This is a genomic window from Selenomonas sp. oral taxon 920 (genome assembly GCF_001717585.1).
In the GTDB taxonomy this organism is placed as follows: domain Bacteria; phylum Bacillota; class Negativicutes; order Selenomonadales; family Selenomonadaceae; genus Centipeda.
Genome location: NZ_CP017042.1, coordinates 588,438 through 613,534 on the forward strand (window position 1 = coordinate 588,438; position 25,097 = coordinate 613,534).

The window sequence follows — 25,097 nt, forward strand, 5'->3', positions numbered from 1 at the left end:
CCCCTTCGGCGCAGCAAATTCGTCGAAGGGGCTTTTTGTGTTGCTTTACAGAAATTGTATACAATGGATATTGAAAACCATAATCGACTTATGTTGATGGGAGGTCTCTTTGGGGGGGAGGGGCTTGACCGAATAAGAGATGTACGGGTGGATGGCGGCAGCCGGGCGAAGGGATCGTCCGCTGCCGCCGGCTATGGGATGAATTTAAGGAGATTTTAAGGAGGCTTTATGAAAAAAGTGCTTGGAAGGTTTTGGCGGCGACGCTTGCGCTCGGCGCATCGTTGATTGTCGGCGGCTGCGGAGGATCGAACACGGCGGAGCGTCCGAAGGACGAGATCGTCTATGTCAACTTCCGCGATACGCGTGACCTCAACCCGCATCTGTTCGCGGGTGAGATGTACGCACAGAAGCTGCTCTACGATACGCTCATCACCATCAATCCGGATGGCACCTATGCGCCCTCACTTGCGACAAGCTGGGAGATCAGCCCCGATGGGCTGACGTATACGTTCAAGATCCGTGAGGGCGTTAAATTCACGGACGGCGAGGTCTGCGATGCGCAGGCAATCCTTGCGAACTTCAATGCGCTGAACGGCTTCAAGGAGCGTTATAAGTGGACGTTCCTGCAGGTGCTCGATCACTTCGAGGTGCCCGCAATACGTTCGTCATCAAGCTGAAGGAGCCGCGCGGTGCGATGATGACGGAGCTCGGCGTTCTGTGTCCGTTTGCGATGTGCTCGCCGAAGGTCATGAAGAACGGCTTGACGAAGGACGGCGTGACGGAGTACATCGGCACGGGTCCGTATAAGCTCGTCGAGCACGTCACGGACGAGTATGCGGTCTTTGAGCGCAACGAAGACTACTGGGGCGAGAAGCCCGCGATCCGCAAGATCACAGTCAAGGTCATTCCCGACAACCAGACGCGTCTGCTTGCGCTTGAAAAGGGAGAGATCGACCTCATTTTCGGCAAGAATATGATCGACGGCGATGCGGTCAAGAAGTTCTCGAATATGAAGGGGTATAAGACGGCACTCTCCTCGCCCGCTTCGACGCGAGAGCTCGTGCTCAACACGACGAACCCCATCCTGAACGATCTGAATGTCCGTCGTGCGCTCAACTACGCGACGAACCGTCAGGCAATCTCGGAGAATATCTTCTATGGCTTTGAGCCGCCCGCAGAGACGCTCTTTGCAAAGAATGTGCCGTATGCAAACATCGACGTGATGGAGTATAAGTACAATGCCGATACTGCCGGACAGCTCCTCGAGCAGGCGGGCTGGACGATGGGCGCGGACGGTGTGCGCGAGAAGAACGGGCAGAAGCTCAGTCTCAACCTCCTCTACAACGTCGATTCGGTCATGGAAAAGACCATCTCGGAGTATCTGCAGGCAGAGTATGCGAAGTTCGGTGTCAAGCTCAATATCGCAGGACAGGAAGAGCAGTCCTACCGTGACAATATGAAGGCGGGCAACTTCGACATCATCTTCAACATCGTCTGGGGTATGCCGTACGACCCGATGTCCTCGCTTGCGGGCATGACCGAGCCCGTCTACGGTGACTTTGCTGCACAGCAGGGCATTCCGACGAAGGCGGAGATTGACCGCAATATCCTCATGGCAAACAAGGATACGACCGATGCCGCGCGTCAGGAGCACTACAGCTATGTGCTGAAGCAGTTCGCGGAGCAGGCTGCCTACATTCCCATTACGTACGAGGTCAACAAGGCAATCTATCGTGAGGGGCTTGAGGGCGTTCAGTTCACATCCTCGCAGTATGAGGTGCCTTTCTGGCTCATGAGCTGGAAGTAATTATTTTTGGATGAGGAGAACTGTCGCGGCAAGCGCGGCAGTCCTTTTCCTGCGTTCTATGCGCAATAGAAATGGTGTGACTATGAAACAGTATATCATTCGGCGCGTTCTGCTGACGATTCCGCTGCTCGTTGCGATTTCGTTTGTCTGCTTCGCGCTCATCAGTCTCATCCCCTCCGATTCCGCCGAGGTGGCACTGCGCGTGCGCCAGATCCCCGTCATCAGCGACGAGATGATCGCCGAGACACGGGCGGAGCTGGGGCTGGACAAGCCGTATCTCATTCGCTATCTCACATGGGTGTGGAATGTGCTGCACGGGGATTTTGGCTTCAGCTATGTCAACCCACTGCGCAGCGTCGCGGATGAGCTGCTGCGCTGTCTGCCGGCGACGCTCGAGCTGGCGGGGGCGTCGCTCGTTCTCGTCATCCTGATTTCGCTGCCGGTCGGATTCCTCTGTGCGGTCTACAAGAACACGCTGATCGACAAGGCTGTGCGTCTCTTTGTCTTTATGACGACGGCGATGCCCGCATACTGGATCGGACTTCTCCTCATGTGGCTGGTCGCCATCGAGATGAACCTCCTGCCGACGAGCGGGAACAAGGGCTTTGACTCGTTCATCCTGCCCGCCTTTACCGTGGCACTGACGTACATTTCGACGTACATCCGCCTGATCCGCAACAATATGCTCGAAAATATGAAGCAGGACTATGTGAAATACGCGCGCGTGCGCGGCATCCGTCAGCGTGTGATCCTTGTGAAGCACATCCTGCGGAACTCGCTGCATACGTGTTTTGTCGCAATCGGCATGAGCATTCCGCAGTTCATCGCGGGGACGATTGTCGTTGAGAATGTCTTTGCGTGGCCGGGGCTCGGAACGCTCTGCATCAAGTCGATTTTCAATCGGGACTATCCCATCATTCAGATGTACGTGCTGTTCATTGGCGTGCTGTTTGTCATGTTCAATCTGATTTTCGACATTTTGCAGACACTCGCCGATCCGCGTGTGAGAGAGGGGGAGTAACGTGCTCGACAGATTTCTGCACAACCGCACGGCGATGGGGACGACGATCTTCCTCGGTATCATTGTGCTTCTGGGCATCCTCGCACCGTGGATCAGCCCGCACGATCCCTACGCGAACAACATTGCGAACAAATTTGCCGGCTTTAGCTGGGAGTATCCGCTCGGCACGGATCAGCTCGGCCGCTGCATTCTCCCGCGCATGCTCGACGGCATCCGCCCGACGCTCGGGCTTGCCGCGCTCACGATGCTCGGCACGATCGGCCTTGGTGCGTTTATGGGGCTGTGTGCCGGCTACTTCCGCGGGGCGGTGGACGAGGTCATCATGCGCATCGTCGATGTCATGCTCTCGTTCCCAAGCCAGATCATGGTGTTTGCCATTGTCGCACTCCTCGGCGTGGATGTCCGCAACATCATCCTCGCGCAGGTGTTCATCAAGTGGGCGTGGTATGCACGCATGATCCGAACGGGTGTCATTCAGCACCGCGACAAAAACTTTATCTCGTTCAGCCGCGTGGTCGGTACGAGCAACAGCTTCATCCTCATGCGCCATCTGCTGCCCTCGATAGCGGCGGATCTCGCCGTCCTCGCGAGCCTTGACATCGGCTGGGCGATCATCAACATCTCGACGATGTCCTTCCTCGGTCTCGGCGTGCAGGCACCGATTCCCGAATGGGGCGCGATGCTCAACGAGGCGAAGAACGTCCTCACGACGAACCCCATCCAGATGCTTGCGCCCGGTATCGCCATTGTCTCCGTCGTCACGGCGTTCAATCTGCTCGGCGATGCCATCCGCGACGTGCTCGACCCGAAGGAGGTGCGCTCATGAGTGAAGGAAAAAACGTCATTGAGGTCAAGAACCTGCGGGCTGTCGTGCATGAGGAGGGGCAGGACATCACCCTGCTCCATGACAGCAGTTTCGTCGTTCGTGAGGGCGAATGCCTCGGCATTCTCGGTGAGTCGGGCAGCGGCAAGAGCCTCTGCATTGCGCGGGCGATTGCGTGTCGGAGCGAGCTGATCCTCTTTGACGAGGCGGTGTCTTCCCTCGACGCGCATACGCAGGTACAGAACATGGATCTCCTGCTCGACCTCAAGGAAAAACTCGGTCTGACCTATATTTTCATCACGCACGACCTCACTTCGATCACCTACTTCTGCAGCCGCGTCATCTTCCTCAAGGACGGCAGCGTCGTTGCGGATTCGCCCGTCAGCGAGCTGTCGAAACTCGACGTGCCCTACGCAAAAGAATTGCTCGGTGCGGTGCTTGATTTCAATGCGGAGAGTGCGTAAACATGGGAAGCCTATCACACGGAAAGCCTGTGAGATAGGCTTTTTTGTTGCCTGCAGTGATGTGTGAATCTTGAGTTTTGCACATAATTATGCTATATTAGCATACAGAGAGGAGGGGGTGTTATGCCACAGATTCGACCAATTACCGATCTCAGAAACACAACGGAGATTTCTGCGCTCTGCCATGCAAAGCGTGAACCGCTGTTCATCACGAAGAACGGCTATGGCGATTTGGTTGTCATGAGCATCGAGATGTACGAGGAAATGCTCGATGCGGCGCGGGTGGATGCCGCGATCCATGCGGCGGAGGAGGAGTATGAGGCGGACGGCGTCCTGATGGATGCACGGGAAGCTCTTTCCTCTCTGCGGAGGAAGCATTTTGGAGCGGTATGATGTAAAGCTCTATGCGCGTGCCTATCAGGACTTGGATGAGATCTATGCCTACATTGCGGGTCATCTGTTAAATCCATCTGCTGCAACGCAGCTCATCGACGCATTGGATGCAGCGATATGCAGCTTGGAGCAGCAGTCTGAACGCGGTGCTCTTCGCCGCACGGGTGCATATGCAAATAGGGGATATCGTCAGCTCTTTGTGAAAAACTACGTTATCATTTATCGTGTTCTGAAAGAGCTCAAGCAAGTCCATATTGTCACGATATGTTATATGTCGCATATGATCTAATTGTCATGGCAATCATAATTTTAGGAGGAAAATCTATGAGTTCACTGCACATTGCTGCCGAAAAGGGCGAGATCGCCGAGCGTATCCTGCTGCCGGGTGATCCCCTGCGTGCAAAGTTTATCGCGGAGAATTTCCTGGAGGGGGCGAAGGAGTACACCTCCATCCGCAACATCCTCGGCTATACAGGCACGTACAAGGGCGTTCCAGTCTCAGTGCAGGGCACGGGCATGGGCATGCCGTCGATCTCCATCTATGTGAATGAGCTGATGGACTGCTACGGCGTTCAGAAGCTCATTCGCGTCGGCACCTGCGGCGGCATGCACGAGAAGGTAAAGCTGCGCGACGTATTCATCGCGCAGGGCGCAACGACGGACTCGGGCATGATTCGGAGCATCTTTGGCGGCTCGATCAACTATGCACCGCTCGCGGACTACGAGCTGCTCTCCGCCGCTGTGGAGAATGCAAAGAAGCTGAACCTCCCCGTGCGCGTCGGCAATGTCATCTCCGTCGACCGTTTCTACGATGAGGAGATCGACAATGCGAAGCTGCGTCAGTACGGTGTGCTCGCGGTCGAGATGGAGGCGGCGGCACTCTATACGCTCTCGGCGAAGTATGGACGGCAGGCACTCGCGCTCTTTACCGTCAGCGATCATCTGCTGCGAGACGAACACTGCACGGCAGAGGAGCGACAGACGACGTTCAACGATATGATCAAGATCGCACTTGAGACAGCGATTGGCTGAACGCATACCACACACAGATATCAAGGATTGCTGCGTGGATCTCGTAAGGGACGCATGCAGCAATCTTTTTATATGGATGATTTTGAATGGTACTCACGTAATTATCATCAAAAGTTTAAAAGAAAACGTTTGCTTTTTGGAAAATGATGGAGTATAATGAAAACCGTAAGAAAGAAAACGTTTACTTTTCCAAAAAACCTTTTCCTTTTTATCATTTTCAAGAGTTGTTTGTGGGAAACGTTCATCCGTTTCCCATGATGAAGGAGGGAGTCACATGGAGGAGAAGAAATTCATCCTCACAATCAGCCGTCGGTACGGCTGCGGCGGACGGGAACTCGCGAACATTCTCGCCGAGAAACTGGGCGTTCATCTCTACGATCGCCAGATTGTCCATCTCGCGGCGGCAAAGCTCGGCATCAACGATTTGCATGAGAAGGAACTGCTCGAGCTTGAGAACACGGTGAAGCCGCTTGCATCGCGCTTCATTCCGTTCCATTCGTTCGGCATGGCGATGGGGGAGTCCAGCCAGGGGATGTTCATGGCGGAGTCGAATGTCATCCGCAAACTTGCCGATGACGGTCCGTGCATCTTCCTCGGGCGCTGCGCGGACTATGCGCTCCGGAAGCGCGACGATGTGTTTTCCATCTTCGTCTGTGCGGACGACGACTACCGTGAGGAGCGCGGACGCACGGTCTACGAGGGCAAGACGCTCAAGGAGATGGATCGCGAGGACGAGAAACGCGCGCGCTACTATGACTACTATACGGGGCGCAAGTGGGGCGACGGCGCACACTACGATCTCGTTGTGAATGCGGGGCGTGCGCCGCTCGCGCAGATTGCGGACGGTATCATTGCCTACATCCGCACGGTCAAAGGCTGAGGAGGGCTTCCCATGTCGGACAAAAAGAGCAAGTTCTGGCCGCGCATCGCTTATTCCTGCGGCACGTTTGGACACGATGTGTTCTATGCAATGCTCGGTACATACTTCATGATCTTTGTCACGAGCAATCTGTTCCACTCTGACAATCACGAGCACGATGCCTATATGATCGGCATTGTGACGACGATTATCCTTGTACTGCGCATCGGAGAACTCTTTCTTGATCCCTTTATCGGCAATACGATTGACAAGACGAAGACGCGTTGGGGCAAGTTCAAGCCGTGGGTTATCGTAGGTGCATTCGTTGCGGCAATCGCGCTGGCGATTCTCTTCACGGATATGGGCGGGCTGACGGTATCGAATCCGATGCTCTATCTCGTCCTCTTCGCACTGCTCTATCTCATTATGGATATTTTTTACTCTGCAAAGGATGTTGCGATCTGGTCGATGATTCCCGCGCTCTCGTTCGACTCGCGTGAGCGCGAGGTGACGGCGACCTACGCGCGTATCGGCTCGGTGTTCGGCGGTCAGCTGGTCACGGCGATCGTCATGCCTGTCGTGCTCTACTTTTCACTGAACGAGAACGGCGGCGCGGGCGACTCTGCGGGGTGGTTTGCGTTTGCGGTCATCGGCGGCGGCATCGCAACGCTTGGCGCGATTATCCTCGGCCTTGGGACAAAGGAGGAGGACTCTGCGCTGCGCGAGAATAAGACGGAGACCTCGTTCAAGGACGTGTTCTCGATCCTCATCAAGAATGATCAGCTGCTCTGGGTGGCGATTGCGTATCTTGTTTTTGGTCTTGGGCAGAATGTCATCAATAATTTCAACCTCTATTACTTTATCTATGTGCTCGGCGACGCGAAGCAGTTCTCGTTCCTCGGCATCATCAACGTCATCATCGGCTTGCTCGCCGTGGCGCTCTTCCCGACGCTGACGATGAAGTTCAGCCGTCGAAAGCTCTTCTTTGCCTCGGTTGCTGTGATGCTCCTCGGGATCGTGCTTTATTCCATGGCGGGTACGAGCGTTCTTATGACGCTCTTTGCCGCAGGACTCTTTGCCCTGCCGCAGCCGCTGATCTTTCTCGTCGTGCTCATGACGATCACGGATACGGTCGAGTATGGGCAGCTGAAGCTCGGCCATCGTGATGAGGCGCTTGTCCTCTGCGTGCGTCCGCTGGTGGACAAGCTCGCGGGTGCGATCACAAGCGGCATGATCGGCATTACGGCGATCTGGGTCGGCATGACGACGGGCGCAACGGCGGCGACGATTACGCCGGAGAACCTCTTCAACTTCAAGCTCGTCATGTTTGCGCTTCCGTTCGTTCTCATTCTGCTCGGTGCGATTATCTACCGTGCGAAGGTGACACTGACGGAAGCAGAGCACGCGCGCATCGTGGAGGAACTCGAGGAGAAATGGGATGAAATGAATAAGTAATCCTGTGGTAACATTTGTGGAAGCGGTCGCTAGCGACCGCTTTCTTTGCAGAAACGGAGGTCTTGACATGAGCGGCTTCGATTTTGAGAAACTGAAAGACCCGCAGTACTTTGCGGAGAACCGCCTGCCTGCGCACAGCGATCATATCTTCTACCGCGACGAGGCGGAACTGGCACGCGGCATATCCTCGTTCTACCGCACGCTCGGCGGTATTTGGCATTTTGCTTATGCGCGGAATACGGCACGCATCCCGCAGGGCTTCGAGGCGGCGGACTACGACTGTCACGACTGGGAGACGATCCGTGTGCCGGCGCACATCCAGATAGAGGGGCACGGCGTACCGCATTATACGAATACGACGTATCCGTGGGACGGGCACGAGAGCATCGCGCCGGGGGAGATTCCAACGCGCAGCAATCCCGTCGGCTGTTATGTGAAGTATTTCAACGTGCCGGAGGACTGGGAAAATGTTTTCATCTCCTTTGGCGGTGTGGATGAGGCACTCGCGCTCTTTCTCAACGGACATTTCGTCGGCTACAGTGAGGACAGCTGCACACCTGCGGATTTCGATCTGACGCCGTATCTCACAGCGGGCGAGAACAAGTTGGCGGCGATGGTATTCCGCTATGCGAGTGCGAGCTGGCTTGAGGATCAGGATTTCTGGCGGTTCTCGGGGATATATCGGGATGTTCTGCTCTACACAAAGCCGCAGCACCACATCGAGGATATCGCTGTTCGTGCCGTGCCGCTTGAACGGGATGGATATACGGATGGGCAGCTTGATGTGCACCTTACGTTCGGCGATGCGTCTGAGAAGCATGTCGAGATCCTGCTCTGCGATGAGGACGGAGATTGTATATGGGAGGATGAGGCGAGCATACTCGCAAAGACACATACGTTTTCGGGGGAGGCTGCCTGTGTGCTCCTGTGGAGCGCTGAATGTCCGTGGCTCTATCATCTTCTGATTCGTGTGCGCGATGCGGCGGATGTTTTGCAGGAGGTCGTGCGCGTACGCGTTGGCTTCCGTGAGTTCTGTCTCAGGGATGGACTGATGCAGATCAACGGCAAGCGCATTGTGTTCAAGGGAGTGAACCGTCACGAGTTCGACTGCGATCACGGGCGGGCGATGGATCCCGCGCTCTTTGAGCAGGATCTCATTGCACTCAAACGTGCGAATGTCAACGCGATCCGTACATCGCACTATCCGAACAGCAGCCGGCTCTACGAGCTGTGCGATATCTACGGACTCTATGTGATCGATGAGACGAATCTCGAGACGCACGGCTCGTGGATGAAGAACGGCGCGTATGCGAAGGATGCGCATACCGTGCCCGGCGATCACGAGGCGTGGCTGCCCGCCGTGCTCGACCGCGCACAGTCGATGTACGAGCGCGACAAGAACCATCCGAGCATTCTCATCTGGTCGTGCGGCAACGAGTCCTGTGGCGGGCGTGACATCTACGAAATGAGCGAATACTTCCGCCGCGTCGATCCGACGCGCCTCGTGCACTACGAGGGAATTTTCTGGGATCGCAGCTATCCCGCGACGAGCGATATGGAAAGTCAGATGTATACGAAGGCGGCGGACATCGAGGCGTTCCTCAAGGAGCACAGGGACAAGCCCTTTATCTGCTGTGAGTATACGCATGCGATGGGCAATAGCTGCGGCGGCATGCACAAGTACACGGAGCTGACGGAGCGCGAGCCGCTCTATCAGGGCGGCTTTATCTGGGATTTCGGCGATCAGGCAATTCGTCGGCGAGGGCGGTATGGTGAGGACGTATTTCTCTATGGCGGCGACTTCGGCGACCGCCCGTCGGACTACAACTTCAGCGGCAACGGCATTTTCTTTGCCGATCGTCGTCCGACGGCAAAGCTGCAGGACGTGAAGTACAACTATCAGAACTTCACCCTGCGCCCCGCGTGGAATGGGGTGGAGATCGAGAACAAGAGTCTTTTCTCCGATGCGGATGACTATGAATTGCGGCTGACGCTCCTCCTTGACGGGCGAAAAATCTGGGAGACTTGGCAGCAGGGACATCATGTGGAGCCGGGGGAAACTAAATTCATTGATGCGGTGATCTACAAAATGCCGTATCTTGGCGAGGGTGAGTACGTGCTGACGGCATCGCTCTGCCTGAAGAATGAGGAGCCATGGGCACCTGCCGGCTACGAGATCGCCTTCGGACAGGCAGTTGTTACTCCCTCCAAGGAGGAAGGGATACGTCTCTTTGATATTCTCGGACGCGGCGTTGCTGCTCCCGCCTATGCACCGATTGAAGCGGCGGGCAACCTGCGCGTGGTGCAGGGGGACATCAATCTCGGCGTACAGGGGGCGGGCTTCTCCCTTATGTTCTCGAGTGCGCAGGGCAATCTCGTTTCCTATCGCTATGGCGGGCGGGAGCTGATCGAGGAACTGCCGCAGCCGAGCTTCTGGCGCGCGCCGATCGACAACGACTACGGCAGCGGCCGCATGGCGGATTGTGCGCAGTGGAAGCTCGCGAGCCTCTATCACCGCTGCACGCGCATCGAGTACAGCGTGGACGGCGCAGCGTTTACGGTGGTGGATGGCTTCTTTGGCAGACAGGAGGAACGCCGTGCACAGAGCGTTACGGTACGCTTTACCTATGCGCTCACAGCGTCGCCCGCAGCAACCTGCAGCGTCACCTATACAGTGGATGCAACGGGGGTACTCCGCGTTGCACTCGACTATGAAGCGGCAGAGGGGTTGCCGGAGATGCCGGACTTTGCGATGCTCTTTACGCTCTCTGCGGACTATGACCGCATTCGCTTCTACGGGTACGGGCCAAAGGAGAACTACATTGACCGCTGCGAGGGTGCTCGGCTCGGTATCTATGAGAGTACGGCGGCAGACGAGGTTGAGCCGTATCTGCGTCCGCAGGAGACGGGCAATCATCGTGGTGTGCGCTGGGTTGAGGTCACGGATCGCAGCGGGCACGGTATTCGCCTTGCAGGCGATGTGCCGTTCGAGGCGTCGGCACTTCCGTACAGCCTGCATGAGCTTGAGAATGCGCGTCATGCATACGATCTGCCGCGTCCGCAGCACACGTATCTGCGTGCGTCGGCAGGGATGTGCGGCGTGGGCGGAGACGACAGCTGGGGCGCACCCGTGCTTGCGGAGTATGTGCAGAAAAACGAAACGCGGCATCTGGCGTTTACGCTGAAGGGGATTTGAGGAAAAACAAAAAAACGCAGGAGTTTTCAAAAAGCTCTTGCGTTTTTTTGCAAAAAGAGATAGAATGGAAAACGGAAAAGAAAACGTTTACTTTCGATTAACTACAATTTTGATGCTTATCCAAAGATGAACGGAGGATGCAGACGATGGCGATATTGGACGAGATGAACGAAGTGTTTCGCGAGAAGTTCGGCGCGGCGGACACACATGCATATTTCTCACCGGGGCGCGTGAATCTCATCGGCGAACACACGGACTACAACGGCGGACACGTTTTTCCGTGCGCGATTTCGCTCGGGACGTATGCGCTCGTCGCGCCGCGCACGGACAATGTATCGCGCCTCTACTCGATGAATCTGCCGGAACAGGGCATTGTGGAGTTCCCGATGCACGGCGCGGTCAAGAGCGAGGCTTACGGTTGGGCGAACTATCCGATCGGCGTCGTGCGCATGATGGAGGATGCGGGACACGCGGCGGCACACGGCTTTGACATCCTTTTCTACGGCAATCTGCCGAACGGTGCGGGACTCTCCTCCTCGGCATCCATCGAGGTGCTGATGGCAGTTATCCTGAACGACGAACTTGGGCTTGGCATCGACCGCGTGGAGCTCGTGAAGCTCGCGCAGAAGGCGGAGAATCAGTTCGTCGGAATGAACTGCGGCATCATGGATCAGTTCGCGGTCGGGATGGGGAAGAAGGACTGTGCAATCCTGCTCGACTGCAATACGCTTGCGTACCGCTACAGCAAGCTCGACCTCAAGGGGTGCAGCATTGTCATCACGAACACGAACAAGGCGCACAGCCTCGTCACGTCCGCGTATAACGAGCGTCGGATGCAGAGCGAGGCGGCACTCAAGGCTCTGCAAAAGGTCAAGGCGATCAAGTCCCTCGGCGAACTGACAAACGCGGAGTTTGATGAGAACGCCGCCGTAATCGAGGATGAGGTTGAGCGCAGACGCGCACGCCACGCGGTCTATGAGAACCGCCGCACGCTTGAGGCAGTGGAGGCGCTTGAGAAAAATGATGTGAAGCGCTTCGGTGAGCTGATGAACGATTCCCACGTCTCCCTGCGCGACGACTACGAGGTGACGGGGCCGGAGCTGGACACGCTCGCGGAACTTGCGTGGCAGCAGGAGGGCGTGCTCGGCTCGCGCATGACGGGCGGCGGTTTTGCGGGCTGCACGGTCAGCATTGTGCGCGATGAGGCAATCCCCGCATTCGAGAAGAATGTGGCGGAGGCGTATACGGCGAAGATCGGCTATGCACCGAGCTTCTACGTGGCAAATATTGCGGACGGCGCACGCCGCCTGTAAGGTGAAAGGAGCATACTCATGGCTATCTTGGTTTGCGGCGGTGCGGGCTACATCGGCTCTCATGCCGTGCATGCGCTCGTCGAAAAGGGCGAAGAGGTCGTCATTGTCGACAACCTGCAGACGGGGCATCGCGGCGCGCTGAACCCTGCGGCGAAATTTTACGAGGGCGATATTCGCGATGCCTCCGTGCTCGATAGTATTTTTACGGAGAATAAGGTCGAGGCGGTCATCCACTTCGCGGCAAATTCGCTTGTCGGCGAGAGCATGGAAAAGCCGCTGCTCTACTTCAACAACAATGTCTACGGGATGCAGGTGCTCCTTGAAGGGATGGTGCGGCACGGCGTGGACAAGATTGTCTTCTCCTCGACGGCGGCGACCTACGGCGAGCCAAAGCGCGTGCCGATTCATGAGGACGACGAGACGTGCCCGACGAATACCTACGGCGAGACGAAGCTCACGATGGAGAAGATGATGAAGTGGGTGAGCCGCGCGAACGGCGTGCGCTATGTCTCCCTGCGCTATTTCAACGCGGCGGGGGCATTGCCCGATGGCTCGATCGGCGAGGATCACAAGACGGAGACGCATCTGATCCCGCTTATCCTGCAAGTACCGACGGGGAGGCGCGACCATATCACGGTGTTCGGCGACGACTATCCGACGCCGGACGGGACGTGTCTGCGCGACTACATCCATGTGGTCGATCTCGCGGATGCTCATGTGCTTGCGCTCGAATATCTCAGAAAGGGCGGTGCGAGCGACATCTTCAACCTCGGCAACGGGCAGGGGTTCTCGGTGAAGGAGATGATTGCGGCGGCGGAAAAGGCAACGGGACGCTCCATCAAGGTGGAGATCGGCGCACGCCGCGCGGGCGATCCTGCACAGCTCATCGCGTCGAGCGAGAAAGCGCGTACCGTGCTCGGGTGGAAGCCGCAGTTCACGGATGTGGAGCAGGTGATCGGGACGGCCTGGAAGTGGCACGAGAGCCATCCGCACGGGTATGAGGACTAGGGAGGATGCGTCATGTGTGACATTCAGCATGAAATCAGCCGCCTCCTGCACTTTGCCCGTCAGAAGGGGCTGATTGCGTCCGAGGACGAGGTCTATGCGGCGAATCGCCTCCTTGATGTGCTGCACGTCGAGGACTATGTGCCCAAAGAGGTGGATGAAACGCTTGAAACGGCAACACCGATTCTGGAGTGCATGCTCGACTACGCTGCAGAGAAGGGGCTGATCGAGGGCACGACGGACGAGCGCGACCTCTTTGATACGCGCATCATGGACTGTGTGATGCCGCGCCCATCCGAGGTCGTGCGTGCGTTCCGCGCATACTATGAAGAATCGCCGCGCGAGGCAACGGACTACTACTATGCGCTGAGCATCGCCTCGAACTACATCCGCAAGGTGCGCATCGACAAGAATATCGCGTGGAAAACGGCGACGGAGTTCGGGGATCTCGACGTGACGATCAACCTCTCGAAGCCGGAGAAGGATCCGCGCGATATTGCCAAGGCGAAACTCGCGAAAGCGGCAGGTTACCCGAAGTGTCTTCTTTGCCGCGAGAACGAGGGCTATGCGGGGCGTGTGAACCACCCCGCACGCGAGACGCATCGTCTTATTCCTCTGGATCTTGCGGGCCATCCGTGGTTTTTGCAGTATTCCCCCTATACCTACTACAACGAGCACTGCATCGTGCTGAACAACGATCATGTGCCGATGGTGATTTCGCGTGAGACGTTCGAGAATCTTACGGCATTTCTTGAGATTTTCCCGCACTATTTCGCGGGGTCAAATGCAGACCTTCCGATTGTCGGTGGCTCGATCCTCTCGCATGACCACTATCAGGGCGGGCGTTATACATTTGCGATGGAGCGCGCGGCGGTGGAGCAGGAATATCGCTTTGCGAACTATCCGCAGGTGCGTGCGGGGCGTGTGAAGTGGCCGATGTCGACGCTGCGGCTCACGTCCTCCGACAAGGGGGCACTCATCGATCTCGCGACGGCGATTCTCGCGGCATGGCGCACATACAGCGATGCCTCCGCAGACATTCTTGCGGAGACAGATGCGCCGCACAATACGATCACGCCGATTGCACGGCGGCGCGGCGCGGACTATGAGTTCGATCTCGTGTTCCGCAACAACCGCACGACGGCGGAGCATCCACTTGGGCTGTTCCACCCGCACGCGGAGGTGCACCACATCAAGAAGGAGAACATCGGCCTGATCGAAGTGCTGGGGCTGGCGATCCTGCCCGCGCGTCTCAAATCGGAGATGGAGCAGATCCGTGCGGAGCTGCTGCGGGGAGCGGCGGACATCGCGGGAATCGCGGACATCGAAAAGCATGCGGACTGGTATCGCTCGGTACGTGCGGCGCATACGACGGTCACGGAGGGAAATGTCGATGGGATTCTGCGCGACGAGATTGGAAAGGTGTTCCTGGAGGTGCTCACGCACGCAGGTGTGTTCAAGCGTGACGCGGCAGGAATGGCGGCGTTCGACCGCTGGATTGAAAGCATAGCGGGCGTGTAGATGTCTGCGTACTCCTCGCAAACACCTCGTTACGCAAACGGTCGTACACTTATCTGCCTAAATACCTGCGGACTTCTTAAACGCGCTTCGCTTGAACGAAAGAAATCCGCAGGGGGCAGAACGTGTACTTCCCCCGTTTGCTTCACTAGGGTTTGCTTAGGAGTATCGCATGACAATGATACAGGGGGAAGAGAGAATGAAGGCGACGATCGTTGATGTGGCGAAGGAGTCGGGCGTGTCTGTCGCGACGGTTTCGCGCGTCGTGAACGGGAACTATCCCGTGCGTGAAAAGACGCGGTTCAAGGTGGAGAACGCCATCAAGAAACTGGAGTATGTACCGAATCTGCAGGCACGCGAGCTGAACACGCAGCGTTCCTCGAGCATCGGGGTCGTCGTACCGAGTTTTGACAATATGTTCTTTGCCCAGGTTCTCGACGGCATCGAGGAGTATCTGCGGCAGAGCTCGTACTCTCTGCTCCTCGCGTGTGCGCAGAACGATGCGGCACGCGAGGAGGAGTGTGTGCGGGACTTCATCACACGCAATGTTTCGGGCGTTATCGTCGTCAGTCCGAATACGGAGACGGGAGTCTCAGAGTTCTATGAGAATACGGCGGCGCGTCTGCCGCTGGTCTTTGTCAACAGCGAACGCGAACGCGCGGGCATCTCGTATGTGACGAGCGATCAGCGCGGCGGGGTGCGTGCGGCGCTCGAGCACCTCTTTCACTACGGGCACGAGCGTATCCTCTTTGTGCAGGGCGAGAACAGTGATTCCTACCGCATCAAGGAGAAGGTCTACCGCGAGATCATGCGGGAGCGCGGGGCGTTCCATCCGGAGGACATTGTAAACGTCGGCGAGGGCAACCGCATCGAGACGGTAGAAAACACCATGTTCATCCTCATGGACATGATGCTCGACCTAGAACCGACGGCGATCTTCTGCTGCAACGATCTCATGGCGATGGGGGCGGTCAACGCCTGTCAGCGCATGGGGCGGCGCGTGCCGCAGGACATCTCGGTGATCGGCTACGACAACACGGCACTCAGCCAATATACCGCACCGCAGCTCACGACCATCGATCAGCATATGGGCGATCTCGGGCGGGAGGCGGCACGCCTCATGCTGAAGCAGATCGAGGAGGACGTGACGGAGAATGTCGTGCTTGCAAATACCGTGGTTGAACGTGAGACGACGGGCTTTCGCGTGGAGTAAAACGAACAACCAATCGAAGGGGGATATAAATGAATATTATCTATCATGAGCGGGGCAAGGTCTTTCATCTCTTCAACGATTCCATCAGTTACATCTTCATGGTACTGCCCCACGGCGGGCTCGGTTCGCTCTACTACGGCAAGGCGCTGCGCGACCGCGAGGGATTCGAACACATCTTTGAGCGCGTGCATCGCGGGATGTCCGCGTGTGTCTTTGCCGACAGCCGCGACTACTCGCTGGATGCGATTCGGCAGGAGCTGCCAACCTACGGCTCGTCGGATTTTCGTCGTCCCGCGCTGAACGTATTGCAGGAAAACGGCAGCCGCATTCTTGATATGCAGTATACAGGCTACCGCATCATGGACGGCAAGCCGAAGCTTGCAGGTCTGCCTGCGACCTACGTGGAGTCGGACGATGAGGCAAAGACGCTCATCGTTGAGGTGAAGGACGCACTGACGGGACTGCGCGCGGAGCTTCTCTATACGATCTTCGTCGAGGGCGGCGCGGTTGCACGCAGCGTGCGCTATATCAACGACGGCAAGGAAGTCCTGCACCTGCAGAAGGTCATGAGCATGTCGATTGACCTGCCCGATACGGAGTACGACTGGATGGAGCTGACGGGTGCATGGTCGCGCGAGCGTCACATCGAGATCCGTCCGCTTGCAACGGGCATCACGGCAATCGGCAGCCGCCGCGGGCACTCCTCGGGGCAGTACAATCCGTTCGCGGCACTCCTGCGACGCGGAACGACGGAAACGCAGGGCGAGGTGCTCGCCATGAGCCTCGTATACAGCGGCAATTTCGAGATGCTTGCAGAGGTCGACAACCACGGTGTGACGCGGCTGCAGGCGGGCATCCACAGTACGGATTTCGACTGGAAACTTGCGCCTGGAGCGGAGTTCCAGACACCAGAGGCGGTGCTCGTCTGGTCGGACGAGGGGCTGAACGGCATGAGTCAGACCTATCATCGTCTTTATCAAAAGCGTCTTGTGCGCGGGCAGTGGCGTGAGAAGGTTCGTCCCATCCTCATCAACAACTGGGAAGCGACGTATTTCGACTTTACGGAGGAGAAGCTGCTTACGATCGCAGACAAGGCGGCGGAGTGCGGCATTGAACTATTCGTGCTCGACGACGGTTGGTTCGGTGCACGCACATCCGACTATGCGGGGCTTGGAGACTGGACAGTCAACCGCGACCGTCTGCCGAACGGCATCGACGGGCTCGCGGAGAAGATCGAGGCGCGCGGCATGAAGTTCGGTATCTGGGTTGAGCTGGAGATGGTCAACGAGGACTCCGACCTCTACCGCGCACATCCCGACTGGGTGCTCTCCGTGCCGGGGCGGCGCAAGTCGCTCGGACGTTCGCAGTGCGTGCTTGACTTCTCGCGCAGGGAGGTCGTTGACAATATTTACGGACAGATGGAGGCAATCCTAGCGAGCGGAAAGGTTTCCTACGTGAAATGGGATATGAACCGCAGCATCACGGAGTGCTGGTCGCACGCGCTTCCCGCCGACCAGCAGGGCGAGGTGTTCCATCGCTACATCCTCGGACTTTATGATCTGTACGAGCGGTTGACATCGAACTTCCCCCATGTGCTCTTTGAGTCCTGCGCCTCGGGCGGCAGCCGCTTCGACCCCGGCATGCTCTACTATGCGCCGCAGACGTGGACGAGCGACAACTCAGATGCCTCCGAGCGGCAGAAGATCCAGTACGGCACGTCGATGTGCTATCCCGTGAGCAGTATGGGCAGCCATGTCTCCGTCGTCCCGAATCATCAGATGAACCGTATGACGCCGCTGCACACACGCGCGAACACAGCGTACTTTGGAACATTTGGATATGAACTCGACCTAAACAAGCTGGGCGAGGCGGAGATTGCCGAGGTCAAGGAACAGGTCGCCTTTATGAAGGAATACCGTGAAATCTTTCAGTACGGGACGTTCTACCGTTTGCAAAGCCCGTTTGAGAACAATGTTATGGCATGGATGAGCGTGAGCGCCGATAAAAAGACAGCGATTGTCGGCTGGTATCGTACGCTGAACCGCGTGAACTACCGTTTCGAGCGTGTGCGGCTCGCGGGACTCCTGCCCGATGCTCTTTACGAGAACAGCCGCAGTGCTGTTCGCTGCTACGGCGATGAGCTGATGAACTATGGGCTGATCACGACGGACGGCACGACGGGGGAACCGATTGCAGAGAATGGGCTCTCCACGGATTTCGAGTCGCGTATCTATGTGCTGAAGGCTGTCAAATAATTTTTCAGCTGGAACGGGTATCTGTGCGGATGCCCGTTTTTTTGTGTCATCTGCGAAGAATCAATCGTTGCATATTTGATTAAGTTTCGATAAAATAGAGCGTGGGAAAACAAGGAAATCGCTGATGCAATGAAGTCTGTCAGATGGGCGCAGAGTGTATCAGTGCTTCCCAAGGTTTGAGGAGGAGGATTCCTATGGCTGTCAAACGAATCTTTGTGGAGAAGCGTCAGGGTTTTTTTGATATTCCTGCACAGCGGCTTTGCAGCGATCTGGTGGAGACGTTCCGCCTGACGGATCTGCGCGCCGTGCGCCTCATCACACGTTATGACATAGAGGGGCTCAATGACGAGGAATTTGCGCAGGTGCGCAGCATCGTTTTTGCCGATCCGCCGGTCGATACGGTCTATGAGGACACATTGCCGCTCTTTTCCGATGCGCGTGTCTTTGCCATCGAGCCGCTGCCGGGGCAGTTCGACCCGACGGCAGCGGCGGCGGCGGAGTGTGTGCAGCTCGTGACGCAGGGGGAGCGCCCCGATGTGCGCAGTGCGCGTGTTGTTGTTCTCGTCGGCAAGATGGATGATCGCGTCTACGAGCAGATCAAGGCATACCTCATCAACAAGGTAGAGAGCCGCGAGGCTTCGCTTGCGACACCTGCGACACTGGAGAGCCGCATCGTACTGCCGGCAGACGTGGAAATCCTAAAGGAGTTCAATCATCTCTCGCATGCTGAGCTGGAGCAGTTCCACAGGGAGCATGGCTTTGCGATGAGCGTGGAGGATCTTGCATTTGTGCAGCAGTATTTCCGTGACACGGAGCGTCGTGTTCCGACGATTACGGAGCTGCGCGTCATCGATACCTACTGGTCGGATCACTGCCGACACACGACCTTTACGACGGCGATCGATGCGGTGAACATCGAGAACGGCCCCTTTTCTCTGCCGATCTTTGAAACCTATCAGCGCTACATGGATGACCGCAAGATGCTGTATATGGACGGGAAGCAGCGCGATGTGACTCTGATGGACATTGCCGTCATTGGGATGAAGGCGCTGCGCGCAGAGGGGAAGCTCGACGACCTCGATGAATCCGAGGAGATCAACGCATGCAGCATTCGCATCACAGTCGATGTGGACGGCAAGGATGAGGACTGGCTCCTCATGTTCAAGAATGAGACGCACAATCATCCGACGGAGATTGAGCCATTCGGCGGTGCCGCGACGTGTCTCGGCGGAGCGATTCGCGATCCGCTCTCGGGGCGTTCTTACGTCTATCAGGCGATGCGTGTGACGGGGGCATTTGATCCGCGCATGCCGATTGAGGATACCCTCCCCGGGAAGCTGCCGCAGAAGAAGATCACGCTCGGTGCGGCGGAGGGATACAGCTCCTACGGCAACCAGATCGGACTTGCAACGGGTCAGGTGCGTGAGATCTACCACAAGGGCTATCTTGCCAAGCGCATGGAGATCGGCGCGGTCATCGGCGCCGCGCCCGCTGCACAGGTTGTGCGCAAGCGTCCCGCACCGGGCGATGTCATCGTCCTGCTCGGCGGACGCACCGGGCGTGACGGCATCGGCGGGGCGACGGGTTCCTCCAAGCAGCATACGGAGAGCTCGCTTACGACCTCGGGTGCGGAGGTGCAGAAGGGAAATCCGCCGACCGAGCGCAAGATTCAGCGACTCTTCCGAAATCCGGAGGTCAGCCGCATGATCAAGCGCTGCAATGATTTCGGCGCAGGCGGCGTTGCCGTTGCAATCGGAGAACTTGCGGACGGGCTGACGATCAACCTCGATGCCGTGCCAAAGAAGTACGAGGGACTCGACGGCACGGAGCTTGCGATCTCCGAGTCGCAGGAACGCATGGCAGTTGTGCTCTCTCCAAAGGATGTCCCTGCATTCCTGCGTCATGCGGACGTGGAGAATCTCGAGGCGACTGAGGTCGCTCGCGTAACGGCAGAGCCGATTCTCGTCATGAAGTGGCGCGATAAGGAAATCGTGCGGATCGCGCGCAGCTTCCTTGCAACGAACGGCGTGCGCCAGCGTGTCCGTGTCATTGTCGAGCCGCCGAATGAAAAGACGCCCTACCTCCAGCAGGTTCCTCAGCAGGTGAAGCAGGTGGGACGAGAGCTGGAGGATATGTGGCTCGCGAATCTCTCCGATCTCAACGTATGCAGTCAGAAGGGACTGGGAGAGCGGTTCGACGCGACCGTCGGCGCGGCATCCGTTCTCATGCCGTTTGGCGGCAAGTACCAGCTCACGCCGTCGGAGGCAATGGTGGCGAAGCTTCCCGTCCGACATGGGGAGACGAACACGGCATCCGCGATGGCGTTTGGATTCGATCCCGATCTCTCGACGTGGAGCCCGTTCCACGGAGCGGTCTACGCCGTCGTTGAGGCTGTGGCGAAAATCGTCGCCACGGGCGGCGAGGCGCGTCGGGTACGTCTCACCCTGCAGGAGTATTTCGAGCGGCTCGGCACGGATCCGAAGAAATGGGGCAAGCCCTTTGCCGCACTCCTCGGCGCACTGCGCGCGCAGCATGAGCTGGGGATTCCTGCGATTGGCGGCAAGGACTCCATGTCCGGTACGTTTGAGAACCTGAACGTGCCGCCGACGCTCGTCGCCTTCGCTGTAGCGACCATGCGCGCCAATGAGGCACTCTCGCCCGAGTTCAAATATCCGGGCAATACCGTCGTCATGGTTCCCGTTCCGCATGACGCGCAGGATCTGCCCGTCTTTGCACGCCTCAACACGAATTTTGAAAAAGTTCATCAGCTGATCGCGGACAAGAAGGCGTTCTCTGCGATCAGTGTCGGTCGCGGCGGCATCGCGGCGGCGATCTCGAAGATGTGTCTCGGCAACAATCTGGGCTTTAAGTTCACCTCGTTTATTCAGCAGGACGATCTCTTCAAGCCGCTCTACGGAACGCTGCTGCTTGAGGTCTCGCCCTCGTTCGATATCGCAGCAAACCTTGCGGGAACGGGCGCGGTTGAGATCGGCAAGACGCGCGACGTGCCGAGCATCATCACGGAGCTTGACACCATTGTTCTCGCCGATGTCAAGGAGGCGTATACAGCACCGCTTGAGAAGATCTTCCCAACAACGGTGCCGCAGGTCGTGCGGCAGATCGACCGCCCGACGTATGCACCCTACAAACAGGGGAAAATTGTGGGCAGTTCCGTGAAGATTGCAAAGCCGCGCGTCTGCATCCCCGTATTTCCGGGAACGAACTGCGAGTACGATTCGGCGCGTGCGTGGGAGCGCTCAGGTGCGATCCCCGAGATCTTTGTCGTTCGCAACCTCACGCCGAAGGCGGTCGAGGAGACCGTTGCCGAGCTTGCAGCGTCCATCCGCCGTGCGCAGATCCTCATGCTGCCGGGCGGCTTCAGCGGCGGCGACGAGCCGGACGGGACAGGCAAATTCATCGCGGCAATGTTCCGTGCACCCGCACTCACAGAGGCGGTGCAGCGCCTCCTGCGCGATCAGGACGGTCTTATCCTCGGCATTTGCAACGGGTTCCAGGCACTCCTGAAACTCGGCCTGCTGCCATACGGCAAGATTGTCGACCTAGATGAGAACTCGCCGACGCTGACCTACAACAACATCGGGCGGCATGTCTCGCAGACCGTACGCGTGCGTGTTGCGTCGAATCTCTCGCCGTGGCTGTCCGGTGTGAACGTCGGGGATACGCATACAATCGCAGTTTCGCACGGCGAGGGACGCTTCTATACGGATGCCAAGACGGTGGCGAATATGCGCATCCGCGGGCAGATTGCGACACAGTACGTCAATGAAAAGGGAGAGCCGACGCTCGAACAGCCGTACAATCCGAACGGCTCGGTGAATGCCATCGAGGGCATCACGAGTCCCGACGGGCGCATTTATGGGCGCATGGCGCACGCGGAGCGCATCGGTGAGAACATCTCCAAGAACGTGCCCGGTGAAATGAATCAGATGATCTTTGAGTCCGGTGTTTCCTACTTTATTCGATAATGTGATCAGAAAAATCGTCCGACCATCGCTTTTGCGGCGGTCGGACGATTTTTGTATCTATAGGAAGTACCTCTTGCAGAGTGCCGCATATGCTGATGCACCTGCATCCGTGAGCAGGTAGTAGCTGCCCGCGCGATGGAGGAGGTGACGCTCGATCAGCTCGCGGCTCACGCGCTGTATCTTGCGGTCGTCCCATTTCAGGTGGCCGCCGATCTCATCCCTGTGATTCTCTGCGCTCTCTGCGTGTTCTGCCGTATGCCTGCCGATGTGGAGGAGAAAGAGGTCGCGCTGCATTTGCCGCATACTTCTTTTGCGGCGGATGTATGCCGTGACAGCCCCCTTTGGCCCCATGAGCAGGGCAAGCAGGTAGACAAGCATATTTATGACGGCGCAGAGTCCCGCAATCGAGGCGTTCATATGGACGGCGAGCACGTAGCCGAGAGCGGAGTTCACCATGCTGACGAGGAGGGCGAGGAGGAGCGTGTGCGACAGGTGTTTTGTAAAGAGCAGTGCCGTAGCTCCCGGTGCGATGAAGAATGAGATGACGAGAATCGCACCGACCGCATCGAATGCTGCGACCGTGGTCAGTGAGGTCAGAGACATAAAGGCGTAGAAGAGGATGCCCGTCGGTACGCCGATGAGCCGTGCGTATTCGCCGTCAAATGTGGAGACCTTGAGCTCCTTGTAGAACACGGTGATAAACACTGCAATCAGGAGGGCGAGCCCGCCCATCTTGAGCGCCGCTGCAGGAATCTCCACGCCGCCGATCTCGACCGTGTTCAGCCCAGCGTAGATGACTTCGCCCATGAGTACCATATCGGTATCGAGGTGGGCATTCCCCGCATATTTACTGATGAGGATGACGGCGAGTGCAAAGAGCAGGGGAAAGATGACACCGATTGCATCGTCGTATTTGACAAGGCGTGTCTTGCCGAGCAGCTCGACGAGAGACACCGTGACAACGCCCATGAGTGCCGCACCGAAGAGCAGCCACGGCGAGCCGAGGTCATGCGTTACGAAGAAAGCGAGCACGATGCCGAGCAGAACGGTGTGACTGATTGCGTCCGCCATCATGGAGAGACGGCGCAGGATGAGGAATACGCCGAGCGGTGCGCACGCTGCCGCCGTCAGCAGGAGTACGAGCAGTGCGTCATCCATGTGAGTGCCTCCGTTTCAACACGCTGCCGAGGATGCCCTTTGTCCCGAAAACAATGGAAAAAAAGGCGATCAGCGAGGCAACGAGGATGATGGAGGGCCCCGTCGACATGCCCTGTTCGAGCGTGCTGATGTACGTTCCGACGAGCGCGGAGACCGCACCGATGAGACTGCTCAGCAGGAGCACGCGTACAAAGTTGTTCGACCACTGATTTGCCGCAACGCAGGGAATGATGAGGAAGGAACTGATGAGGATTGCGCCGACCGCCTTGATCCCGATGCCGATGACGGCAATCGTCATGACGAGCAGGAGAAGGTTCAGCAAACGGCAGGGCAGTCCGACCACCTCCGCATACTCCGCGTCAAAGACGAAGAGCTTCAGCTCCTTGTAAAAGAGCAGCAGGAGCGTGAGCACGAGGGCAGAAACGACGGCGATCAGCAGGACATCCGCCTCAAGCATGTACGCCGCCTGTCCGAAGATGTACGTCCCGAGCCCCGCCTGTGACGCGCCCGCGTAGTCGGGATTTCCTTGGATAAAACTCTTGAGCGCCATACCAAGCCCGAAGAAGCCCGAGAGGAAGATTGCAAGATTTGCATCGAGCCCCAGACGCTTGTCCCTGTGCGCGAGCTGAATGAGCGCGTAGCTTGCCGCACCTGCCAGAATTGCTCCCGCGAGGAGGATGACGGGGCTGCGCGTCGCGAACGCCATGTAGGCAAGGATGATGCCGGGAAAGGTCGAGTGCCCGATTGCATCGCCGATGAGGCTCTGCCCCTTGTAGACACTGAGTGCGCCGACGGGAGCGGCGGCGACGGCGAGGATGACGCTGCCGAGCGCGACGATCTGAAAGGTGTAGTTCGTCAGAATGTCCATCGCTCACTCCTTCACGCGATAGGCGCGCGCGAGTGCCGCCTCCTTGTCAATATCTGCGAGATAGTCCGATGCCTTTACCGTGCGGTTCAGTACGACGAGATAGTCGAAATAGGCATCGAGTGTGCTGAGATCGTGGTGGACGGCGATGACGGTGCGCTTTTCCTTCTGTAAATCCATAAACTTGTCCATGATGATGCGTTCCGTTGTCTCGTCAACACCCGCAAGCGGCTCGTCCATGATGTAGAGCTGCGCGTCCTGCGCGAGTGCGCGTGCGATGAAGACGCGCTGCTTCTGTCCGCCAGAGAGTTCAGAAATTTGACGGTCGGCGAAGTCTGCCATCTTCATCTTTTCGAGGGCATTCATCGCAAGTGTGCGATCCTCCTTGCCGGGACGGCGCACAAGTCCCAGATGGGTATAGCGCCCCATGAGCACGACATCGAAGACCGTCGTCGGGAAATCCCAGTGTACCGAGCCGCGCTGCGGCACATAGGCGATCTGCTTGTGCACGGCGGAGAGTGCCTTGCCCCAGAGGAGCACTGCACCTGAGACGGGCTTCAGCAGCCCGAGGATCCCCTTCAGCAGGGTGGATTTGCCCGCGCCGTTCGGCCCTACGATCGCACAGCGCACGCACTCCGGCACATCGAGGTCGATGTCCCAGAGCACGGGGGTATCGCGGTATGCCATTGTGAGATCTTCGATATGTATGACGCTGTTCGTTCCTTCCATTCTGC

At 57.6% G+C, this 25,097-nt stretch carries 20 protein-coding genes; 17 read left to right on the forward strand and 3 right to left on the reverse strand.

Annotated elements, in window-relative coordinates; all coding sequences use genetic code 11:
* Nucleotides 1–251: 251 nt before the first annotated feature.
* From BCS37_RS12125 to BCS37_RS02735, 17 genes are all read left to right on the forward strand, one after another.
* Nucleotides 252–677 carry an ABC transporter substrate-binding protein gene (locus BCS37_RS12125; RefSeq protein WP_216818851.1) on the forward strand — a complete coding sequence of 142 codons (426 nt, stop codon included), beginning with the start codon at nucleotides 252–254 and terminating at the stop codon, nucleotides 675–677.
* Entirely contained in the window at nucleotides 614–1,807 is a 1,194-nt protein-coding gene (nikA, locus tag BCS37_RS02660; RefSeq protein ID WP_216818853.1) for a nickel ABC transporter substrate-binding protein, read from the forward strand. The genes BCS37_RS12125 and nikA overlap by 64 nt, the downstream gene beginning before the upstream one ends.
* An 82-nt stretch (nucleotides 1,808–1,889) precedes the next feature.
* Nucleotides 1,890–2,828 carry a nickel/cobalt ABC transporter permease gene (opp1B, locus tag BCS37_RS02665; protein ID WP_069180030.1) on the forward strand — a complete coding sequence of 313 codons (939 nt, stop codon included), beginning with the start codon at nucleotides 1,890–1,892 and terminating at the stop codon, nucleotides 2,826–2,828.
* 1 nt (nucleotide 2,829) lies between these two features.
* Nucleotides 2,830–3,654, forward strand: coding sequence for a nickel/cobalt ABC transporter permease (gene opp1C, locus BCS37_RS02670; RefSeq protein WP_069180031.1), 825 nt, complete (start codon nucleotides 2,830–2,832; stop codon nucleotides 3,652–3,654).
* A complete protein-coding gene (locus BCS37_RS02675) occupies nucleotides 3,651–4,115 on the forward strand; it encodes a hypothetical protein (protein ID WP_069180032.1) in 465 nt (154 codons plus the stop codon). Before opp1C ends, BCS37_RS02675 begins: the two co-directional genes overlap by 4 nt.
* A gap of 123 nt (nucleotides 4,116–4,238) precedes the next feature.
* Entirely contained in the window at nucleotides 4,239–4,508 is a 270-nt protein-coding gene (locus BCS37_RS02680) for a type II toxin-antitoxin system prevent-host-death family antitoxin (RefSeq protein ID WP_069180033.1), read from the forward strand.
* Entirely contained in the window at nucleotides 4,495–4,797 is a 303-nt protein-coding gene (locus BCS37_RS02685) for a type II toxin-antitoxin system RelE/ParE family toxin (protein WP_107528579.1), read from the forward strand. The genes BCS37_RS02680 and BCS37_RS02685 overlap by 14 nt, the downstream gene beginning before the upstream one ends.
* Before the next feature lie 35 nt (nucleotides 4,798–4,832).
* Nucleotides 4,833–5,540, forward strand: a complete 708-nt coding sequence (deoD, locus tag BCS37_RS02690; protein ID WP_069180035.1) for a purine-nucleoside phosphorylase — start codon at nucleotides 4,833–4,835, stop codon at nucleotides 5,538–5,540.
* Nucleotides 5,541–5,814: 274 nt separating this feature from the next.
* The gene (locus BCS37_RS02695; protein ID WP_006305822.1) at nucleotides 5,815–6,420 is read left to right on the forward strand and encodes a cytidylate kinase-like family protein; all 606 of its coding nucleotides are present in this window, start codon (nucleotides 5,815–5,817) and stop codon (nucleotides 6,418–6,420) included.
* A 12-nt stretch (nucleotides 6,421–6,432) separates the two neighbouring features.
* Nucleotides 6,433–7,854 carry a glycoside-pentoside-hexuronide (GPH):cation symporter gene (locus tag BCS37_RS02700; RefSeq protein ID WP_069180036.1) on the forward strand — a complete coding sequence of 474 codons (1,422 nt, stop codon included), beginning with the start codon at nucleotides 6,433–6,435 and terminating at the stop codon, nucleotides 7,852–7,854.
* 67 nt (nucleotides 7,855–7,921) lie between these two features.
* Nucleotides 7,922–11,050, forward strand: coding sequence for a glycoside hydrolase family 2 TIM barrel-domain containing protein (locus BCS37_RS02705; RefSeq protein ID WP_069180037.1), 3,129 nt, complete (start codon nucleotides 7,922–7,924; stop codon nucleotides 11,048–11,050).
* Between the two features lie 146 nt (nucleotides 11,051–11,196).
* Complete coding sequence (locus tag BCS37_RS02710) at nucleotides 11,197–12,363, forward strand: galactokinase (RefSeq protein WP_069180038.1); 1,167 nt, start codon at nucleotides 11,197–11,199, stop codon at nucleotides 12,361–12,363.
* Nucleotides 12,364–12,381: 18 nt separating this feature from the next.
* Nucleotides 12,382–13,371 carry a UDP-glucose 4-epimerase GalE gene (gene galE, locus BCS37_RS02715; protein WP_069180039.1) on the forward strand — a complete coding sequence of 330 codons (990 nt, stop codon included), beginning with the start codon at nucleotides 12,382–12,384 and terminating at the stop codon, nucleotides 13,369–13,371.
* A 12-nt stretch (nucleotides 13,372–13,383) separates the two neighbouring features.
* Nucleotides 13,384–14,889: a UDP-glucose--hexose-1-phosphate uridylyltransferase gene (locus BCS37_RS02720; RefSeq protein ID WP_069180040.1), complete on the forward strand. Its 1,506-nt coding sequence runs from the start codon at nucleotides 13,384–13,386 to the stop codon at nucleotides 14,887–14,889.
* Between the two features lie 196 nt (nucleotides 14,890–15,085).
* Nucleotides 15,086–16,099, forward strand: a complete 1,014-nt coding sequence (locus BCS37_RS02725) for a LacI family DNA-binding transcriptional regulator (RefSeq protein WP_069180041.1) — start codon at nucleotides 15,086–15,088, stop codon at nucleotides 16,097–16,099.
* A 29-nt stretch (nucleotides 16,100–16,128) separates the two neighbouring features.
* A complete protein-coding gene (locus tag BCS37_RS02730) occupies nucleotides 16,129–18,354 on the forward strand; it encodes an alpha-galactosidase (RefSeq protein ID WP_069180042.1) in 2,226 nt (741 codons plus the stop codon).
* A 194-nt stretch (nucleotides 18,355–18,548) separates the two neighbouring features.
* The gene (locus BCS37_RS02735) at nucleotides 18,549–22,340 is read left to right on the forward strand and encodes a phosphoribosylformylglycinamidine synthase (protein WP_069180043.1); all 3,792 of its coding nucleotides are present in this window, start codon (nucleotides 18,549–18,551) and stop codon (nucleotides 22,338–22,340) included.
* Nucleotides 22,341–22,397: 57 nt separating this feature from the next.
* Here the strand turns inward: BCS37_RS02735 and BCS37_RS02740 are convergent, their stop codons facing one another.
* Genes BCS37_RS02740 through BCS37_RS02750 form a run of 3 tightly spaced genes read right to left on the reverse strand, consistent with a single transcriptional unit; the run spans nucleotide 22,398 to nucleotide 25,092 of the window.
* A complete protein-coding gene (locus BCS37_RS02740) occupies nucleotides 22,398–23,498 on the reverse strand; it encodes a metal ABC transporter permease (protein WP_069180044.1) in 1,101 nt (366 codons plus the stop codon).
* Nucleotides 23,491–24,366, reverse strand: coding sequence for a metal ABC transporter permease (locus BCS37_RS02745; protein WP_006689975.1), 876 nt, complete (start codon nucleotides 24,364–24,366; stop codon nucleotides 23,491–23,493). The genes BCS37_RS02740 and BCS37_RS02745 overlap by 8 nt, the downstream gene beginning before the upstream one ends.
* A gap of 3 nt (nucleotides 24,367–24,369) precedes the next feature.
* Complete coding sequence (locus BCS37_RS02750) at nucleotides 24,370–25,092, reverse strand: metal ABC transporter ATP-binding protein (protein WP_069180045.1); 723 nt, start codon at nucleotides 25,090–25,092, stop codon at nucleotides 24,370–24,372.
* Nucleotides 25,093–25,097: the final 5 nt, after the last annotated feature.

What these genes read in the sequence shown, in the direction of transcription:
- BCS37_RS02730 (WP_069180042.1), top strand. Translation starts at nt 16,129, where the DNA reads ATGAATATTATCTATCATGAGCGGGGCAAGGTCTTTCATCTCTTCAAC.
- BCS37_RS02735 (WP_069180043.1), top strand. Translation starts at nt 18,549, where the DNA reads ATGGCTGTCAAACGAATCTTTGTGGAGAAGCGTCAGGGTTTTTTTGAT.
- deoD (WP_069180035.1), top strand. Translation starts at nt 4,833, where the DNA reads ATGAGTTCACTGCACATTGCTGCCGAAAAGGGCGAGATCGCCGAGCGT.
- BCS37_RS02740 (WP_069180044.1), bottom strand. Translation starts at nt 23,498, where the DNA reads ATGGATGACGCACTGCTCGTACTCCTGCTGACGGCGGCAGCGTGCGCA.
- galE (WP_069180039.1), top strand. Translation starts at nt 12,382, where the DNA reads ATGGCTATCTTGGTTTGCGGCGGTGCGGGCTACATCGGCTCTCATGCC.
- BCS37_RS02705 (WP_069180037.1), top strand. Translation starts at nt 7,922, where the DNA reads ATGAGCGGCTTCGATTTTGAGAAACTGAAAGACCCGCAGTACTTTGCG.
- opp1B (WP_069180030.1), top strand. Translation starts at nt 1,890, where the DNA reads ATGAAACAGTATATCATTCGGCGCGTTCTGCTGACGATTCCGCTGCTC.
- BCS37_RS02720 (WP_069180040.1), top strand. Translation starts at nt 13,384, where the DNA reads ATGTGTGACATTCAGCATGAAATCAGCCGCCTCCTGCACTTTGCCCGT.
- BCS37_RS02680 (WP_069180033.1), top strand. Translation starts at nt 4,239, where the DNA reads ATGCCACAGATTCGACCAATTACCGATCTCAGAAACACAACGGAGATT.
- BCS37_RS02675 (WP_069180032.1), top strand. Translation starts at nt 3,651, where the DNA reads ATGAGTGAAGGAAAAAACGTCATTGAGGTCAAGAACCTGCGGGCTGTC.
- BCS37_RS02745 (WP_006689975.1), bottom strand. Translation starts at nt 24,366, where the DNA reads ATGGACATTCTGACGAACTACACCTTTCAGATCGTCGCGCTCGGCAGC.
- BCS37_RS02700 (WP_069180036.1), top strand. Translation starts at nt 6,433, where the DNA reads ATGTCGGACAAAAAGAGCAAGTTCTGGCCGCGCATCGCTTATTCCTGC.
- BCS37_RS02710 (WP_069180038.1), top strand. Translation starts at nt 11,197, where the DNA reads ATGGCGATATTGGACGAGATGAACGAAGTGTTTCGCGAGAAGTTCGGC.
- BCS37_RS02695 (WP_006305822.1), top strand. Translation starts at nt 5,815, where the DNA reads ATGGAGGAGAAGAAATTCATCCTCACAATCAGCCGTCGGTACGGCTGC.
- BCS37_RS02750 (WP_069180045.1), bottom strand. Translation starts at nt 25,092, where the DNA reads ATGGAAGGAACGAACAGCGTCATACATATCGAAGATCTCACAATGGCA.
- BCS37_RS02725 (WP_069180041.1), top strand. Translation starts at nt 15,086, where the DNA reads ATGAAGGCGACGATCGTTGATGTGGCGAAGGAGTCGGGCGTGTCTGTC.